Below are 17449 nucleotides of genomic sequence, written 5' to 3' on the forward strand. Positions count from 1 at the left end.
TTGCTGAACTAAGGGTGACTTTAACTGTCGGCCGGCGTCATAGGCCTAGAACACTGTGTTCGTGGCTGCGAAGCGACAGGCAGGGGCGATCTTGCACTTTTTCCCCGTTCCACCTTGAGCAATCCCGCTTGCGGCGCCTACTATTTGTAAGGTGCCCGCGCTGCAGAACGATTCGGATCGCATTGCGGTCCAAGGGGCAGGGGTGGCGTAGAGGTTCCTCCGCCGGAAACACCATTGGTTAAGGTAAGGGTCTGCCGACAGACCTGCGAGGAGTTGTGATGAGCGAAGCGTTGACCATCCACCATGACCAGGCCGGTCATCAGTTCGAGACCAATGTGGACGGTCACCGTGCCTATCTGACGTACATGGACTTGGGCAAGCAGACGCTGGATATCTACCGTACCTTCGTGCCCAATGCCCTGCGGGGGCGAGGCATCGCTGCAGCGTTAACCGAGAAGGCGCTGGAGTACGCCGAGGAAATGGGCTACACGGTGATCCCATCCTGCTCCTACGTTGAGCGCTACATGGAGCGTCAGCAACGTCAGTCGAGCAAGGCCTGAACGGCACAGCTGAACACCGAACACGAAAACGCCGGGCATTGCCCGGCGTTTTCGTGTTCGGTCTGGTTGTCAGCCGCGCTGGCGCTGAGGCAGGACATCCTTGAGCTTGGTGCGCATGCTGCGCAGCGCTTTCTCGGTGGCGCTCCAGTCGATGCAGGCATCGGTGATGGACACACCGTATTGCAGTTCGCCCAGATCCTTTGGAATAGCCTGGCAACCCCAGTTCAAGTGACTTTCGACCATCAGGCCGATGATCGACTGGTTGCCTTCGAGGATCTGGTTGGCGACGTTCTCCATCACCAGTGGCTGCAGGGCCGGATCCTTGTTGGAGTTGGCGTGGCTGCAATCGACCATGATGTTGGCTTTGATCTTGGCCTTGGCCAGGTCCTGCTCGCACAGGGCGACGCTGACCGAATCGTAGTTGGGCTTGCCGTTGCCGCCGCGCAGCACCACGTGGCCATAGGCGTTGCCCTTGGTGGTGACGATGGAGACGCCACCTTCCTGGTTGATCCCCAGGAAGCGGTGCGGCTTGGATACCGACTGCAGGGCATTGATGGCCACGGTCAGGCCACCGTCGGTGCCGTTCTTGAAACCGACCGCCGAGGACAGGCCCGAAGCCATTTCCCGGTGGGTCTGGGATTCGGTGGTGCGGGCGCCGATGGCCGACCAGCTGATCAGGTCCTGCAGGTACTGCGGGGAGATCGGGTCGAGGGCCTCGGTGGCGGTAGGCAGGCCCATTTCAGCCAGGTCCAGCAGCAGTTTGCGACCGATGTGCAGACCGTCCTGGATCTTGAAAGAGTCATCCAGGTAAGGGTCGTTGATCAGGCCTTTCCAGCCGACGGTGGTGCGCGGCTTCTCGAAGTACACGCGCATCACCAGGTACAGGGTGTCGGAAACTTCTTCGGCCAGCACCTTCAGGCGCTCGGCGTACTCGTGGGCGGCTTTGATGTCGTGGATGGAGCAGGGGCCCACCACGACGAACAGTCGATGGTCCTTGCCGTCGAGAATGTTGCGCACCACTTCTCGGCCGGCAGTCACGGTCTGCAGGGCCTTGGCGCTGAGGGGGAGTTCCTTCTTGAGCTGATCGGGGGTGATCAAGGTCTCGTTGGAGGCAACGTTAAGGTCGTCGATCGGTAAATCAGCCATCGTGTTACTCGTCAGGTCACGGGTGCCGGCCGCCAGCAATCCCCGTGCGGCCCAGCAGCAAGATTGTTCGCAACGGGGAGCCGAACCTTAGCGCGTTACAAGGTGGCTCGACAATGGGCTTTCCCCCGCCGGTACTGGGTTTTTAGGCTCAAGGCGCGTTTTATTGTGCAAGGGGGCGTGGCCAGGTAAGGGGCAAGCTAGCGTGCGCGGATGGTTCTGCGTTCGAACGGCGAGGGATTTAAGTGTAAAAAACCAAGTATCCAGATTTCGGACAAGGAGTGTGTGTGGTCACTCATAACCCACGTATCGGCATCATCGGCAGCGGCGCCATCGGCGGTTTCTACGGGCTCATGCTCGCGCGCGCCGGTTTCGATGTGCATTTTCTGCTACGCAGTGAATACAGCATCGTCCATGAGCAAGGCATGGCGGTGGACAGTGCGGTCTACGGTCAGATGCATATGAAGGTTCAGGCTTATGCCTCGGCCGCCGACATGCCTCCCTGCGACTGGTTGCTGGTAGGGGCCAAGGCCACCAGCAACCGGGAGCTTGCACCGCTGATCATCCAGGCCGCAGCCCCAGGGGCCAAAGTGGTGTTGTTGCAAAATGGTCTGGGCGTGGAGGAGCAATTGCGCCCGTCACTGCGCGCCGATATGCATCTGCTTGGCGGTCTGTGCTTCATTTGCGTCAATCGTCAGGCGCCGGCAGTGGTGCGCCATCAGGCGCTGGGCATGGTCAACCTGGGTTACCACAGTGGCCCGGCCGATGATGCGGGCGCCGCTGTCGTTGCCCAGGGTGCGGCGCTGTTCCAGGCGGCGGGCATCGACTCCCAGGCCATGGATGACCTCGAGCAGGCCCGGTGGCAGAAGCTTGTGTGGAATGTGCCTTACAACGGTCTCTCGGTGCTGCTGCAGGCCAGCACCGCGGCGCTGATGACGGATCCGGACAGCCGTGATCTGGTGCGCGCGCTGATGGCTGAAGTCGTGCAGGGCGCCCGGGCCTGTGGACATGTCCTGCCCAATGGTTACGCCGAGCAACTGTTCAGCCTCACCGAAAAGATGCCCGACTACTGGCCGAGCATGTACCACGACCATACTCTACGGCGACCGCTCGAGCTGCAGGCGATCTACGCCGAACCGCTGGCCCGCGCGCAAGCGGCCGGGTGCCGGTTGCCGCAGATGCAGATGCTGTACCAAACGTTGGTCTTCATCGACCGTCACAATCGCTACGTCTGACTCCGCGCAGGCCACGTCCGCAGCGCGCCGGACGGCAGAGCGGCCGTACACGGCGCTGCTAAGCTGAACCTTGCTCTGCCGTAACGGCAGTCGAGGAGGTCGAATGATTCATTCCATGCTGTATGCCACCGACCTCGGTGTCTACGCGCCTTTTGTCATGCAGCACGCCTTGGCCCTGGCCCGGACCTTCAACGCAGAGCTGTACGTGATCCATGCGGTGGAACCTATGGGGCAGTTCGCAGAATCCCTGCTGCAAAGCTACCTCGACGAGCAGACCCTAGACGAGTTGCACAGCGAGGGCGTGAATACGGTCATGGCCAACATCGAACAGCGGGTGTTGGAAAACTTTCGTGACGAATTAGGTGAAGAAGCGGACCTGGCCCTGATCCGGGCGGTGAGGGTTCGTCAGGGAGATCCGGCGCAGGTGATCATCGAGCAGGCTCAGCGCTTGAGTGTCGACCTGTTGATCTTCGGCAGCCACAGCCAGGGAGCAGGGGTGGATGTGCCGATCGGTCGCACCGCCGCGCGGTTGCTGCAGCTGTCGCCGGTGCCGGTCTACATGGTGCCGTTGGCGCAGCATTTGGGGCGTAGGAAGGGCTGAAACTGAGGGTAGGGTTAATCCGGGGCATGTAACAAAATAGTTCTAGTTTTATTTCGAGAACCACTAATATAGTTATATCTCATCGCTGCCTGCTGCCGGTGACCTACCGCTGATTCGAGGGAAACCTATGAAGCTTCAACAACTGCGCTACATCTGGGAAGTGGCGCACCACGACCTCAACGTCTCCGCGACAGCGCAGAGCCTCTACACCTCCCAACCCGGGATCAGCAAACAGATCCGCCTGCTCGAGGACGAGCTCGGCGTCGAGGTCTTCGCCCGCAGCGGCAAGCACCTGACACGCGTCACCCCCGCCGGTGAGCGCATCATCAACACCGCTGGCGAGATCCTGCGCAAGGTCGAGAGCATCAAGCAGATCGCCCAGGAGTTCTCCAACGAGAAGAAGGGGACCCTGTCCATCGCCACCACCCACACCCAGGCACGCTATGCGCTGCCCCCGGTGATCAGCAGTTTCATCAAGCAGTACCCGGAAGTCGCCCTGCACATGCACCAGGGCTCGCCCATGCAGATCGCCGAGATGGCCGCCGACGGCACCGTCGATTTTGCGATCGCCACCGAGGCGCTGGAGCTGTTCGGCGACTTGATCATGATGCCTTGCTACAAGTGGAACCGCTGCGTGGTGGTGCCGCAGGGCCATCCACTGACCAAGCTGCCGAAACTGACCCTCGAAGCGGTCGCTGAGTACCCGATCGTGACCTACGTGTTCGGCTTTACCGGGCGCTCCAAGTTGGACGAGGCGTTCAACCATCGTGGCTTGACGCCGAAAGTGGTGTTCACCGCCGCTGACGCCGACGTCATCAAGACCTACGTGCGCCTGGGCCTGGGCGTGGGTATCGTGGCCAAAATGGCCGTGGACACCAAGCTCGACAGCGACCTGGTGGCCCTGGATGCCAGCGAGCTGTTCGAGGCCAGCATCACCAAGATCGGCTTCCGCCGCGGTACCTTCCTGCGGGGCTTTATGTGCGACTTCATCGAGAAGTTCGCACCCCACCTGACCCGCGAAGTAATGGCCAAGGCTATCCAGTGCCATAACAAGCAAGAGCTTGAGGAGCTGTTCGACGGCGTCGAATTGCCCGTGCACTGAGTCTTCGAGGTACAAAAAAACCGGCCATCGCGCCGGTTTTTTTGTACCTGGTGAAATCAGGCTTTGGTGATCAGGTTGCCGGCGTGCAGGCCGCATTCCTTCTGGGTCGACTCTTCCCACCACCAGCGCCCTTCACGCTCGTGCTGGTTGGGCAGCACAGGGCGGGTGCATGGCTCGCAACCGATACTGATGAAGCCGCGCTCGTGCAGGCTGTTATAGGGTAATTCGAGCATACGGATGTAGCCCCAGACTTCCTCGCTGGTCATCTGTGCCAGCGGGTTGAACTTGTACAGGGGGCGTTCGGGCGTGGAGAACGCCGTGTCGATTTCCAGTGCCGCCACCTGGCTGCGAGTGCCGGGGCTCTGGTCGCGGCGCTGGCCGGTGGCCCAGGCGCTCACGGTAGCCAGCTTGCGGCGCAATGGCTCGATCTTGCGGATGCCGCAGCACTCGCCATGGCCGTCCTTGTAGAAGCTGAACAGGCCCTTTTCCTTGACGAAGGGGTCGAGCAGGGCGCGGTCGGGGCTGAGGATTTCGATCGGCAGGTTGTACTGCTCGCGGACCTGATCGATGAAACGGTAGGTCTCTGGGTGTAGGCGACCGGTGTCGAGGCTGAACACCTTGACCTGCTTGTTCAGCTTCCAGGCCATGTCGACCAGCACCACATCCTCGGCGCCACTGAAGGAAATCCACAGGTCGTCGCCGAAATGCTCGAACGCAAGTTTGAGGATGTCCTGGGGGGACTTGCTGGCGTAGGTCGCGGCCAGGGCAGCGACGTCGAAGGGTTGGCTCATCAGGCGGTTTCCATCGTGTGTGTGGCGCTGTGCGCTCGTAGTGAGCCGATGGTAACAAAAAATGGCGGGGTAGACGTTTGCCTTGAAGCGTCTCTTCGCGGGTAGAGCCGCTCTCTGAGGTGCGGTTCACACCTGCAGGAGCGGGCCCCCCCCGCGAAGAAAGCGTCATCGTTCACAAGCCTTGCAGGGTCTCCATCAACACCCGCACCTTGGCGATGGACTCTTCGTACTCGGCCTGCCACTCAGAGTCGGCCACCACCGCGCCACCGCCCCAGCAACAGACCTGACCTTCCTTGACCAGCAGGCTGCGGATGGCAATGGAGCTGTCCATCTCGCCACGTACGTCCACGTACAGCAGCGAGCCGCAGTACAGCGCGCGGCGTGTCGGCTCCAGTTCATCGATGATTTGCATGGCGCGAATCTTCGGAGCGCCGGTGATCGAGCCACCCGGGAAACTATCGCCGATCAGGTCCAGGGCATCCTTGCCGGCGGCCAAACGCCCGGTGATGCTGCTGACCAGATGGTGGACATTGGGGTAGCTCTCCAGGCTGAACAGCTCGGGAACCTTGACCGAGCCGATCTGGCACGTACGCCCCAGATCGTTGCGCAGCAAGTCGACGATCATCAGGTTTTCCGAGCGATCCTTGGGGCTGCTCTGCAGCTCGGCGGCGTTGCGCGCGTCCTCCTGCGGATCGGCGGAGCGAGGCCGGGTGCCCTTGATCGGCCGGGTTTCCACCTGGCCCTGGCTGACCTTGATGAAGCGCTCTGGCGAGAAGCTCAGCAAGGCGCTGCCATCGGCCAATTGCTGATAGCCGGAAAATGGCGTCGGGCAGGCTTTGCGCAGAGCCTGGTAGGCGCGCCACGGGTCGCCTTGGCAGGGGGCGCGGAAGCGTTGAGTCAGGTTGATCTGGTAGCAGTCCCCGGCCTGGATGTACTGCTGGACCTTGTCGAACGCGCTGCGGTACTGGGCAGGTTGCAGGTCGCCGCGCATCGGGGCGAGCAGTGTGAAGTCGCCTTCTTCGATGGTGTCGGGTGTTTCGAACAGCTGGATCAGGCGGCTGCGTTCGGCGGCTGCGAGGCTTGGGTGGAACACCAGTTGCGTGGTACCACGCTGGTGATCGGTGATCATGGCCCAGGCATACAGGCCCAGTTGCGCATCGGGCAGGCCGAGATCGTCCTGGGCCAGGCTTGGCAATTGCTCCAGGCGCCGGCCGAAGTCATAGCTCAGGTAGCCGATCAGGCCGCCGGCAAACGGCAGCTCCATGCCGTCGGGCAATGTTGCGTGGCCCAGATCAGCCAGGGCATCGCGCAGGCGTTGCAGATAGGCTCGGCCATCTTCCCCGACCCCGGCTTGCAGGTGCTGCACCGGCCAGGCGCTGAGCAAGTCGAATCGACCGCGCTCGGCGCCGGGACGGGCGCTGTCGAGCAGGATCGCGCCCGGGGCCTGACGCAGGCGGGCGAAATGGACGGCGGGGTCGAGCTGGTAGGGCAGGGAGTGGAGCGTACAGGTTGGCATCAGAGTGGACGGCGATGACAAAGCGAGGAGGGGATTGTATTCGCCTGCGGGACGAGCGCAAAGCTGCCAGACCGAGAAGATGTTGGTTCGCTCGCGGGTGGCCCGTTCCCACAGAAGAAGCGCTCCCGTAGAAGAAGCGCTTGCACTCTGGGAGTCAGACGAAAGCTGCGATGGGCTGCAAGGCAGCCCTCGAGGGTTATTGCGGTTGGACGTGACCGAACAGACCTTGGGAGACGCGCACGCGCTGCTCGGCAGTTTCCTTCACGCCGTCCTTGGCCAGCGCTTCCAGGTGCGCCTCGATGGCATGGGTACGCTGTGTCAGGCCGCAGTCGTTGGCGATCTGGATATTCAGGCCCGGGCGGGCGTTGAGCTCGAGAATCAGCGGGCCCTTGTCCTGGTCCAGGACCATGTCGACCCCGATGTAGCCCAGGCCGCACAGCTCGTAGCAGCTGGCTGCCAGCTTCATGAAGCCATCCCAGTTCGGCAACTGCACGCCGTCCACCGCGTTGGTGGTGTCCGGGTGCTTGCGGATGATCTTGTTCAGCCAGGTACCGCGCAGGGTCAGGCCAGTGGCCAGGTCCACGCCCACTCCGATTGCGCCTTGGTGCAGGTTGGCCTTGCCACCGGATTGACGGGTTGGCAGCCGCAGCATGGCCATCACCGGGTAGCCCATCAGCACGATGATGCGGATGTCCGGCACACCTTCATAGCTGATGCTCTTGAAGATTTGGTCCGGGGTGACCCGATACTCGATCAGCGCGCGATCGCGGTGCCCGCCAAGCGAATAGAGCCCGGTGAGAATGCTGGAGATCTGGTGTTCGATCTCCTCGTGGCTGATGATCTTGCCCGACACCGTGCGGTAGCGGTCCTCGAAACGATCGGCGATGACCATGATGCCGTCACCGCCGGCCCCTTGGGCCGGCTTGATGACGAAATCGTTGCGGTTGCCGATGATCTGGTCGAGTTTTTCGATCTGCTTTTCGGTCTCGATGATGCCGTACATCTCCGGCACATGGATGCCGGCCTTGATCGCGCGCTCCTTGGTGATGATCTTGTCATCGACGATCGGGTACAGGTGGCGCTTGTTGTACTTCAGGACGTAATCCGCGTTGCGCCGGTTGATGCCCATGATGCCCCGGGCCTCCAGGGCTTTCCAGGTCTTGATCAGTCCGAACATCAGGTGTCAGCCTTCACGAAAGCCTTGAAGCGAACGAGCTCGGTCAGGCGGTAGCCGCGGTAGCGACCCATCGCCAGCATGAAGCCCACCAGAATCAGCAGTACGGCCGGGAAGGTGAATACGAAGTACACCAGCTCCGGCACCATCATCAGTAAATGCGCCAGCGAAGCGGCGAACAGGGTACCGATGGCCACCTTCATGGCATGGCCGGCGCCACGTTCTTCCCAGGTAATGGACAAGCGCTCGATGGTCATGGTCAGGATCACCATCGGGAACAGGGCTACCGACAGGCCACGTTCCAGGCCCAGCTTGTGGCTGAACAGGCTGATGGCGGCGATCAGTACCACCACGAAGGTCAGCACCACCGACAGGCGTGGCAGCATCTGCAGCTTCAGGTGTTCAAGGTACGAGCGCAGCGACAGGCCCAGAGCGGTGATCACCGTGAACAGCACGATGCCAAAGCCCAACTGGGTTTCGCGGAAGGCCAGGGCGATCAGCACCGGGGTGAAGGTGCCGAGGGTCTGGATGCCGATCAGGTTGCGCAGCACCAGGATCACCAGCACGCCGATCGGGATCATCACCATGATCATGAAGGTCTGCTGGGTCTGCAGGGGCAGGCCGTACAGGGAGTACTCCAGGAAATCGGCGTCGGTGTTCTCGTCGGTCAGCTTGGCCAGGCGGATGGCGTTCATCTCGCTGTTGTTCATGCTGAAGGTGACATTGGCCTTCTTGCCACCATCGACGGTGATCAGGTTGTCGTCACCGGTCCACCACAGCAGGCGATCGCTGGGCAGGCCCTGTTCACCGGTGTCGGGGTTGAAGTAGAGCCAGTCGTTGCCGTTGAAGCTGCGCAGCCACAGCTCAGGCGTTTGTGGGGTATCGGCCACGAGGCGGATGGTGTGGACCTTTTCCATCGGCACGTGGGCGATGGACAGCAGCAGGTCGATGACCTGGGCTTTCTTCATCGACGAGGTGTCGCCGGCCAGCAGCAACTTGACGTTGTCGTCGTTGAGGTTGTTGACCCGCTTGATGGTCTCGCTGACGAAGGTCTCGACGTCGGCCGAGTGCTGGCGGATCGGCGCCATCAGGGCCTCGGCGGCGATCTTCTCTGGGCCTTCGACGGCCAGGCTGTCGCGGAAGGTCGGGCCTTTGACCGTGGTCTTCTCATTGCTGTAGCGCTTGGTCAGGACCAGGCGGTAGTAGAGGGTCTGGTTGCCGCTGGCGCGGCGGGCCGACCAGGTCACCTTGCGGTTGCCGTCGGCGCGGTTGACGCTCACCCCATAGTTGTTGGAGATGAAGCTCTCGTTGAGGCTGACATAGTCACGGTTCAGCGGTGGTACGAACATCTGCACCTTGACCGGGTCCTTCGGGTTGGCGATGAACTCGACCTTGGCGTCGATGTTCCACAAGTCGTCGGTCTCGTCCTCGGTCACCGGGATGCCGAGAATGAAGATCTGATAGGCCGTGACCAGCACGCCCAGGAGCACCAGGACGGTGATCAGGACTTTCAGGTGAAGGGTAAGAGAGCGCATCGGAATTACTCTGCGGTGGGAGCTTTGGTGGCGCAGGCAGGTTTGCCGGCCGCGTATTTAAGGCTTGGGTCGACCAGCGCGTCAAAGTGCTTGAGCGCCTCGGAGCCAATGAGCAACGGGAACTGGAAGGCACTGCGGTCGGTGAGGTTGACCTCGATGGTGCGTCGGGCCTGGCCCATGCAGATATCTAGCTCGATAACCGGGCGTGCGGTGTAGGCCTTGCCTTCGTCCGGGTTGTAGTCGCCGGCTCGGCGCTTGATCTTGCTGACGCGGGCCAAGGGGCGTTCGATCGGGTGCGAATGGGCGGCATCGATGGCCAGGTAGAAGCGTACCCAGCTTTCGCCGTTGCGCTTGAAACGCTTGATGTCACGGGCGCTCAGGGACGCGGTCTTGGCGCCGGTGTCGAGTTTGGCCGCCACTTCCAGGTCGAGGTCGGAAAGGCGGGCATATTCGTTCAGGCCATACACGGTCTTTTCTCCCGCCTGGCCAAGGGCCGGCAGCAGAGCGAGGCAGAACAGCAATGAAGCGGGTGTAAGTCTCATAAATCCTGGCGCGGTGCTGTGCGGGTTCGGGGCAAGGCGACTGGCAAGTACTGCGCAAGCTTCCTCGTTCATCTGTCAACACGCTGAAAAGGTTGGCAGACACACTATCCATACTCCCTCGGGAGGCGCGGCATTCTATCACGCCGATGGTTCGACGCCAGCGCGCCGCGATCTGACAGCGGGGGTATTGGGTAAGTTCGTTCTTAGACGATTGTCGACAATATTGATTTTGTCTTTGACTACATTGCGCTGTTTAGCTAGCTTTGGCGCTATTGAAACGCAAGGTGTCGACAATATGTTGGATGCAAGCCAAGCGCTGCTGTCGGTGTCGGATGAATCGGAAACGCTCTCGGAGAACGTCTTCCGGCGTATCCAGGCGGCCATCGTCAAAGGCGAGATCGCCCCGGGCAGCAAAATTTCCGAGCCGGAACTGGCGCGCACCTACGGGATCAGCCGGGGTCCGCTGCGCGAGGCCATCCATCGCCTGGAAGGGCAACGCCTGCTGGTGCGCGTCCCTCATGTGGGTGCCCGGGTGGTCTCGCTCAACCATGCCGAACTGATCGAGCTGTACGAAATCCGCGAATCGCTCGAGGGCATGGCCTGTCGCCTGGCTGCAGAACGTATGAGCCTAGCCGACATCGACGAGTTGCGCCGGGTGCTGGATACCCATGAGCGCGATGCGGCATTCCAGGCCGGTGTGGGCTACTACCAGCAGGAAGGCGACTTCGACTTCCATTATCGGATCATCCAGGGCAGCGGCAACCAGACCCTGGTCAAGATGCTCTGCGGCGAGCTGTACCAACTGGTGCGCATGTACCGCATCCAGTTCTCCGCGACGCCCAATCGCCCACGCCAGGCGTTTGCCGAACACCACCGTATCCTCGATGCCATCGCCGACCGTGACGGTGAACTGGCCGAACTCCTGATGCGTCGCCACATCGGCGCGTCCAAGCGCAACATCGAGCGTCACTACCAAGGCGCCGACAACAATAGCCCACGAGGTGAGTCATGACTTTGAAGAGCACGCCCGGCCAACGTTTCCGCGACGCGGTAGCCGCCGAACATCCGTTGCAGGTGGTCGGGACCATCAATGCCAACCATGCCCTGCTGGCCAAGCGTGCCGGCTTCAAGGCCATCTACCTCTCCGGCGGCGGTGTCGCCGCAGGCTCGCTGGGCCTGCCTGACCTGGGCATCAGCGGCCTGGATGATGTGCTGACCGACGTACGCCGGATCACCGATGTCTGCGACCTGCCGCTGCTGGTGGATGTCGACACCGGTTTCGGGGCGTCGGCCTTCAACGTGGCCCGTACCGTGCGTTCGATGATCAAGTTCGGCGCGGCGGCCATCCATATCGAGGACCAGGTCGGCGCCAAGCGTTGTGGCCATCGCCCGAACAAGGAAATCGTCACCCAGCAGGAAATGGTCGACCGCATCAAGGCCGCAGTGGATGCCCGTACCGATGACAGCTTCGTGATCATGGCCCGTACCGACGCCTTGGCAGTCGAAGGCCTGAATGCCGCGCTGGATCGCGCTGCAGCCTGCATCGAGGCCGGTGCCGACATGATCTTCCCGGAAGCGATCACCGAGCTTTCGATGTACAAGACCTTCGCCGACCGTGTGAAGGCGCCTATCCTGGCCAACATCACCGAATTCGGCGCTACGCCGCTGTACACCACCGAAGAGCTGGCCTCGGTCGACGTCTCGTTGGTGCTGTACCCCTTGTCGGCCTTCCGCGCCATGAACAAGGCGGCTGAGAATGTCTACACCGCGCTGCGCCGCGACGGTACCCAGAAGAACGTTGTCGACACCATGCAGACGCGCATGGAGCTCTACGATGCCATCGGCTACCACGCCTTCGAGCAAAGCCTCGATGCGCTGTTCGCCCAGAAGAAAGGCTGAAGGTTCGAGTCTGGTGCGGGAGCGAGTGGCCTTTTCAGGGGTAACCCGCTCCCACAGCTCGCTGAAACATGAATGATGCGCCGGACCTGCAGGAGCGGTTTCCCCCGCGAAGCGTCCGGTACAGGCAACCGAATTAGCCGGCAAGATTTCGATAACAAATTCAAGAAAGGAGAACACCCCATGGCCGAAGCAAAAGTACTCAGCGGTGCAGGCCTGCGTGGCCAGGTGGCCGGGCAGACCGCGCTGTCGACCGTTGGCCAGGCCGGTGCTGGTCTGACCTACCGTGGCTACGATGTTCGCGACCTGGCGGCTGGTGCCGAATTCGAAGAAGTCGCCTATCTGCTGCTGTACGGCGAGCTGCCGAGCAAGGCAGAGCTGGCCGATTACAAGCGCAAGCTCAAAGGCCTGCGCGACCTGCCCCAGGCCCTTAAGGAAGTGCTTGAGCGCATCCCGCGCGACGCCCACCCGATGGACGTGATGCGCACCGGTTGCTCGGTGCTGGGGACCTTGGAGCCTGAGCTGACCTTCGAGGCCCAGCGCGAGAAGACCGATCGCTTGCTGGCCGTCTTCCCGGCGATCATGTGCTACTGGTACCGCTTCACCCACCATGGCGTGCGCATCGACTGCACCAGCGACGAAGACACCCTGGGCGGCCATTTCCTGCACCTGCTGCACGGCAAGAAGCCGAGCGAACTGCACGTCAAAGTGATGAACGTCTCGCTGATCCTCTACGCCGAGCACGAATTCAACGCCTCGACCTTCACTGCCCGCGTCTGCGCCTCGACCCTGTCGGACCTGTATTCGTGCATCACCGCCGCCATCGGTTCTCTGCGCGGCCCGCTGCACGGTGGCGCCAACGAGGCGGCCATGGAGCTGATCGAGCGCTTCCAGAGCCCGCAGGAGGCCGTTGCCGAGCTGCTGCGCATGCTTGAGCGCAAGGACAAGATCATGGGCTTCGGCCATGCGATCTACAAAGAGTCCGACCCGCGTAACGAGGTGATCAAGGGCTGGTCGAAGCAGTTGGCTGACGAGGTGGGTGACACCGTGCTGTACCCGGTCTCCGAGGCAATCGACAAGACCATGTGGGAGCAAAAGCGCCTGTTCCCGAACGCTGACTTCTACCACGCCTCGGCGTACCACTTCATGGGTATCCCGACCAAGCTGTTCACTCCGATCTTTGTCTGCTCGCGCCTGACCGGCTGGGCCGCGCATGTCTTCGAGCAGCGCGCCAACAACCGCATCATCCGCCCGAGCGCCGAGTATGTCGGCGTCGAGCAGCGCAAGTTCGTGCCGATCGAGCAGCGCTGAAACAGGGCGCTGCGCGTTCCCTGTAGGAGAGGGGCAAGCCTGCTCCTGCAGGGGCGGTGCCCGCTTAGGTAAACCGTGACCGAGCCTGATAACGATATGAACACCGCATTTCGCAAGAACCTGCCAGGTACCGACCTGGACTACTTCGACGCCCGCGCGGCAGTCGAAGCGATCAAGCCCGGCGCCTACGATGGCCTGCCGTACACGTCCCGCGTGCTCGCCGAGAACCTGGTGCGCCGTTGCGACCCGGCGACCCTGAACGCCTCCCTGGAACAGCTGATCGAACGCAAGCGCGATCTGGACTTCCCATGGTTCCCCGCGCGCGTGGTCTGCCACGACATTCTCGGGCAGACCGCCCTGGTCGACCTGGCGGGCCTGCGTGATGCCATTGCCGACAAGGGCGGCGATCCGGCCCAGGTCAACCCGGTGGTGCCGGTGCAATTGATCGTCGACCACTCCCTGGCAGTGGAATGCGGTGGTTTCGACCCGCAGGCGTTCGAGAAGAACCGCGCCATCGAAGATCGCCGCAACGAAGACCGTTTCCACTTCATCAACTGGACCAAGAAAGCGTTCAAGAACGTCGACGTGATCCAGCCGGGCAACGGCATCATGCACCAGATCAACCTGGAGAAGATGTCGCCGGTCATCCATAACGACCGTGGCGTGGCCTACCCGGACACCTGCGTCGGTACCGACAGCCATACCCCGCACGTCGATGCCCTGGGTGTGATCGCCATCGGTGTCGGTGGCCTGGAAGCCGAGAACGTCATGCTCGGTCGCGCCTCCTGGATGCGTCTGCCGGAAATCGTCGGCGTCGAGCTGACCGGCAAACTGCAGCCGAACATCACCGCTACTGACTTGGTACTGGCCCTGACCGAGTTCCTGCGCAAGCAGAAAGTGGTCGGTGCCTATCTGGAATTCCACGGCGAAGGTGCTCGCGCGCTGACCCTGGGGGATCGTGCCACCATTTCCAACATGGCACCGGAATACGGCGCCACGGCGGCAATGTTCGCCATCGACCAGCAGACCATCGATTACCTCAAGCTGACCGGCCGCGAAGAGCAGCAGGTCAAGCTGGTGGAAACCTATGCCAAAGCCGCCGGTCTTTGGGCCGACAGCCTGGCCAAGGCCCAATACGAGCGTGTACTGAGCTTCGATCTGTCGAGCGTGGTGCGCAATATGGCCGGCCCGTCTAACCCGCACGCCCGCGTCGCCACCAGCGACCTGGCCGCCAAAGGGATCGCAGGCGCCTGGGAAGAAGTCCCAGGGCAGATGCCCGACGGCGCAGTGATCATTGCCGCCATCACCAGCTGCACCAACACCAGCAACCCGCGCAACGTCATCGCTGCAGGCTTGTTGGCGCGTAACGCCAACAAGCTGGGTCTTGCGCGCAAGCCATGGGTCAAGTCCTCCCTGGCACCTGGCTCCAAGGCCGTGCAGTTGTATCTAGAGGAGGCCGGGCTCGAGAAGGAGCTGGAACAACTGGGCTTTGGCATCGTCGCCTTCGCCTGCACCACCTGCAACGGTATGTCCGGTGCGCTCGATCCGAAGATCCAGCAGGAAATCATCGATCGCGACCTGTACGCCACCGCCGTGCTGTCGGGCAACCGTAACTTCGACGGGCGCATCCACCCTTACGCCAAGCAGGCCTTCCTGGCGTCGCCGCCTCTGGTGGTGGCCTACGCCATTGCTGGCACCATCCGCTTCGACATCGAGAAGGACGTGCTGGGTGTGGTCGATGGCAAGGAAATTCGCCTGAAGGACATCTGGCCGAGCGATGCGGAAATCGACGCCGTGGTCCAGGCGGCGGTCAAACCGGAGCAGTTCCGCAAGGTGTACATCCCGATGTTCGCCATCGAGCAGGACACTGGGCCGAAGGTTGCGCCGCTGTACGACTGGCGCCCGATGAGCACTTACATCCGCCGCCCGCCGTACTGGGAGGGTGCCCTGGCCGGCGAGCGAACCCTGCGCGGCATGCGCCCGCTGGCGGTGCTGCCGGACAACATCACCACCGACCACCTGTCGCCGTCCAACGCCATCATGCTCGACAGTGCCGCGGGCGAGTACCTGGCGAAAATGGGCCTGCCGGAAGAGGACTTCAACTCCTACGCCACCCACCGTGGTGACCACCTGACTGCTCAGCGTGCCACCTTCGCCAACCCCAAGCTGTTCAACGAAATGGTGCGCAAGGAAGACGGTAGCGTGAAGCAGGGCTCGCTGGCGCGTATCGAGCCGGAAGGCAAGGTGACCCGCATGTGGGAGGCGATCGAGACCTACATGGAGCGCAAGCAGCCGTTGATCATCGTCGCCGGCGCCGACTACGGCCAGGGCTCGTCCCGTGACTGGGCGGCCAAGGGTGTGCGTCTGGCAGGGGTCGAGGCGATCGTCGCCGAAGGCTTCGAGCGTATCCACCGTACCAATCTGGTGGGGATGGGCGTGTTGCCGCTGGAGTTCCTCCCAGGCACCAACCGCAAGACCCTGGACCTGGATGGCAGCGAGACCTACGACGTGCTCGGAGCGCGTACTCCGCGCGCGACCCTGACCCTGGTGGTGACCCGTCGTAACGGCGAGCGCCTCGAGGTGCCGGTGACCTGCCGTCTGGATACCGCCGAAGAGGTGTCGATCTACGAGGCCGGTGGTGTGCTGCAGCGCTTCGCCCAGGACTTCCTGGAAGCGACCGCCTAAACAGGAGCCGCACGGTCCTTGTAGGAGCGGGTTTACCCGCGAATGCGTTCGATCAGGCAACACTGTTGCTCGTGCTCACGCTTTCGCGAGTAAACGTGCTCCCACGGGGGCGTGCAAACAGGAATTCGAACATGGCACATGTACCGCAAGTCAAGATTCCCGCCACGTACATCCGTGGCGGCACCAGCAAGGGCGTGTTCTTCCGCCTGCAAGACCTTCCTGAGCGTGCCCAGCAACCGGGCCCGGCGCGCGATGCGCTGCTGCTACGGGTGATCGGTAGCCCCGACCCTTACGGCAAGCAGATCGACGGTATGGGTGGTGCTACCTCCAGCACCAGCAAGACCGTGATCCTCGCGCGCAGCACTCGCCCTGAGCATGATGTCGACTACCTGTTCGGCCAGGTCTCCATCGACAAGGCGTTCGTCGACTGGAGCGGCAACTGCGGCAACCTGTCCGCCGCCGTCGGCTCCTTCGCCATCAGCGCCGGGCTGGTGGATGCCGCGCGCATCCCGCATAACGGCGTCGCCACTGTGCGTATCTGGCAGGCCAATATCGGCAAGACCATCATCGCCCATGTGCCGATCACCGAAGGTGAGGTGCAGGAAACCGGCGACTTCGAGCTCGACGGGGTGACCTTCCCGGCAGCCGAGGTGCAACTGGAATTTCTCGATCCGGCCGCCGATGAAGACGGCGAGGGTGGCGCGATGTTCCCCACCGGCAATCTGGTGGACGATCTGGAGGTGCCGGGCGTCGGGACCTTCAAGGCGACCTTGATCAATGCCGGGATCCCGACCATCTTCGTCAATGCCGCCGACATTGGTTACACCGGCACTGAGCTGCAGGACGCGATCAACGGCGACCCTGCCGCGTTGACGCGTTTCGAGACCATCCGCGCCTATGGCGCCGTGCGCATGGGCCTGATCGAGGATGTCGACCAGGCGGCGGGACGTCAGCATACGCCGAAGGTCGCCTTCGTCGCGCCACCGGTCTCGTACACCGCGTCCAGTGGCAAGGCCGTCGAGGCGGGCGATGTCGACCTGCTGGTGCGTGCGCTGTCGATGGGCAAGCTGCACCACGCCATGATGGGCACCGCAGCGGTGGCGATCGGCACGGCGGCGGCTATCCCTGGCACGCTGGTCAACCTTGCCGCTGGCGGCGGTGAGCGCAGTGCCGTGCGTTTCGGCCATCCCTCCGGGACCTTGCGGGTGGGAGCAGAGGCGCGCAAGGTGGACGGTGAATGGACCGTGACCAAAGCGATCATGAGCCGCAGTGCTCGCGTGTTGATGGAGGGCTGGGTGCGCGTGCCTGGCGATAGCTTCTAACACGCCATCGGCGCTCGGCTTGCGTTGAGAGGGGCC

The 17449-nt window shown here is 62.4% G+C and carries 15 protein-coding genes; 9 read left to right on the forward strand and 6 right to left on the reverse strand.

All coding sequences use genetic code 11. The features are described from left to right. Positions 1-278 precede the first annotated feature (278 nt). Complete coding sequence (locus IEC33019_RS04255; protein WP_043215814.1) at positions 279-560, forward strand: GNAT family N-acetyltransferase; 282 nt, start codon at positions 279-281, stop codon at positions 558-560. A gap of 69 nt (positions 561-629) precedes the next feature. Here the strand turns inward: IEC33019_RS04255 and IEC33019_RS04260 are convergent, their stop codons facing one another. After that, positions 630-1706 (reverse strand): 3-deoxy-7-phosphoheptulonate synthase, encoded by a 1077-nt coding sequence (locus IEC33019_RS04260; RefSeq protein WP_070093976.1) that lies wholly within the window; start codon positions 1704-1706, stop codon positions 630-632. A gap of 284 nt (positions 1707-1990) precedes the next feature. Here IEC33019_RS04260 and IEC33019_RS04265 point away from each other — a divergent pair, with 284 nt between their 5' ends. The 3 genes from IEC33019_RS04265 to cysB all read left to right on the forward strand — a co-directional run bounded on the left by IEC33019_RS04265 (position 1991) and on the right by cysB (position 4641). Next, on the forward strand, positions 1991-2938 hold the full coding sequence (locus IEC33019_RS04265) for a putative 2-dehydropantoate 2-reductase (protein WP_070093975.1): 948 nt from the start codon (positions 1991-1993) through the stop codon (positions 2936-2938). Between the two features lie 103 nt (positions 2939-3041). Beyond that, the gene (locus IEC33019_RS04270) at positions 3042-3539 is read left to right on the forward strand and encodes a universal stress protein (RefSeq protein WP_070093974.1); all 498 of its coding nucleotides are present in this window, start codon (positions 3042-3044) and stop codon (positions 3537-3539) included. A 127-nt stretch (positions 3540-3666) separates the two neighbouring features. Then, a complete protein-coding gene (gene cysB, locus IEC33019_RS04275) occupies positions 3667-4641 on the forward strand; it encodes an HTH-type transcriptional regulator CysB (protein WP_033699078.1) in 975 nt (324 codons plus the stop codon). A gap of 56 nt (positions 4642-4697) precedes the next feature. On the opposite strand, the gene IEC33019_RS04280 is transcribed toward cysB, so the two are convergent. The 5 genes from IEC33019_RS04280 to IEC33019_RS04300 all read right to left on the reverse strand — a co-directional run bounded on the left by IEC33019_RS04280 (position 4698) and on the right by IEC33019_RS04300 (position 10199). Continuing rightward, positions 4698-5432, reverse strand: a complete 735-nt coding sequence (locus tag IEC33019_RS04280; RefSeq protein ID WP_099593096.1) for a phosphoadenylyl-sulfate reductase — start codon at positions 5430-5432, stop codon at positions 4698-4700. A 172-nt stretch (positions 5433-5604) separates the two neighbouring features. Further along, the gene (gene pabB, locus IEC33019_RS04285) at positions 5605-6948 is read right to left on the reverse strand and encodes an aminodeoxychorismate synthase component I (protein WP_070093972.1); all 1344 of its coding nucleotides are present in this window, start codon (positions 6946-6948) and stop codon (positions 5605-5607) included. A 196-nt stretch (positions 6949-7144) separates the two neighbouring features. Further along, positions 7145-8125 (reverse strand): alpha-L-glutamate ligase-like protein, encoded by a 981-nt coding sequence (locus tag IEC33019_RS04290; protein WP_070093971.1) that lies wholly within the window; start codon positions 8123-8125, stop codon positions 7145-7147. Then, the gene (locus IEC33019_RS04295; protein WP_070093970.1) at positions 8125-9657 is read right to left on the reverse strand and encodes an inactive transglutaminase family protein; all 1533 of its coding nucleotides are present in this window, start codon (positions 9655-9657) and stop codon (positions 8125-8127) included. The genes IEC33019_RS04290 and IEC33019_RS04295 overlap by 1 nt, the downstream gene beginning before the upstream one ends. Before the next feature lie 5 nt (positions 9658-9662). Further along, complete coding sequence (locus tag IEC33019_RS04300; protein WP_043214007.1) at positions 9663-10199, reverse strand: ATP-dependent zinc protease family protein; 537 nt, start codon at positions 10197-10199, stop codon at positions 9663-9665. Between the two features lie 295 nt (positions 10200-10494). On the opposite strand from IEC33019_RS04300, the gene IEC33019_RS04305 reads away from it, so the two are divergent. The 5 genes from IEC33019_RS04305 to prpF all read left to right on the forward strand — a co-directional run bounded on the left by IEC33019_RS04305 (position 10495) and on the right by prpF (position 17413). Beyond that, positions 10495-11211, forward strand: coding sequence for a GntR family transcriptional regulator (locus IEC33019_RS04305; RefSeq protein ID WP_070093969.1), 717 nt, complete (start codon positions 10495-10497; stop codon positions 11209-11211). Next, positions 11208-12098 carry a methylisocitrate lyase gene (gene prpB, locus IEC33019_RS04310; RefSeq protein ID WP_043214002.1) on the forward strand — a complete coding sequence of 297 codons (891 nt, stop codon included), beginning with the start codon at positions 11208-11210 and terminating at the stop codon, positions 12096-12098. Before IEC33019_RS04305 ends, prpB begins: the two co-directional genes overlap by 4 nt. 180 nt (positions 12099-12278) lie before the next feature. Continuing rightward, positions 12279-13406 (forward strand): bifunctional 2-methylcitrate synthase/citrate synthase, encoded by a 1128-nt coding sequence (gene prpC / locus IEC33019_RS04315; protein ID WP_070093968.1) that lies wholly within the window; start codon positions 12279-12281, stop codon positions 13404-13406. A 96-nt stretch (positions 13407-13502) separates the two neighbouring features. Next, positions 13503-16091, forward strand: a complete 2589-nt coding sequence (gene acnD / locus IEC33019_RS04320; protein WP_070093967.1) for a Fe/S-dependent 2-methylisocitrate dehydratase AcnD — start codon at positions 13503-13505, stop codon at positions 16089-16091. A 131-nt stretch (positions 16092-16222) separates the two neighbouring features. Continuing rightward, entirely contained in the window at positions 16223-17413 is a 1191-nt protein-coding gene (prpF, locus tag IEC33019_RS04325; RefSeq protein WP_070093966.1) for a 2-methylaconitate cis-trans isomerase PrpF, read from the forward strand. Positions 17414-17449 lie beyond the last annotated feature (36 nt).

The organism is Pseudomonas putida (genome assembly GCF_002741075.1).
Classification (GTDB): domain Bacteria; phylum Pseudomonadota; class Gammaproteobacteria; order Pseudomonadales; family Pseudomonadaceae; genus Aquipseudomonas; species Aquipseudomonas putida_T.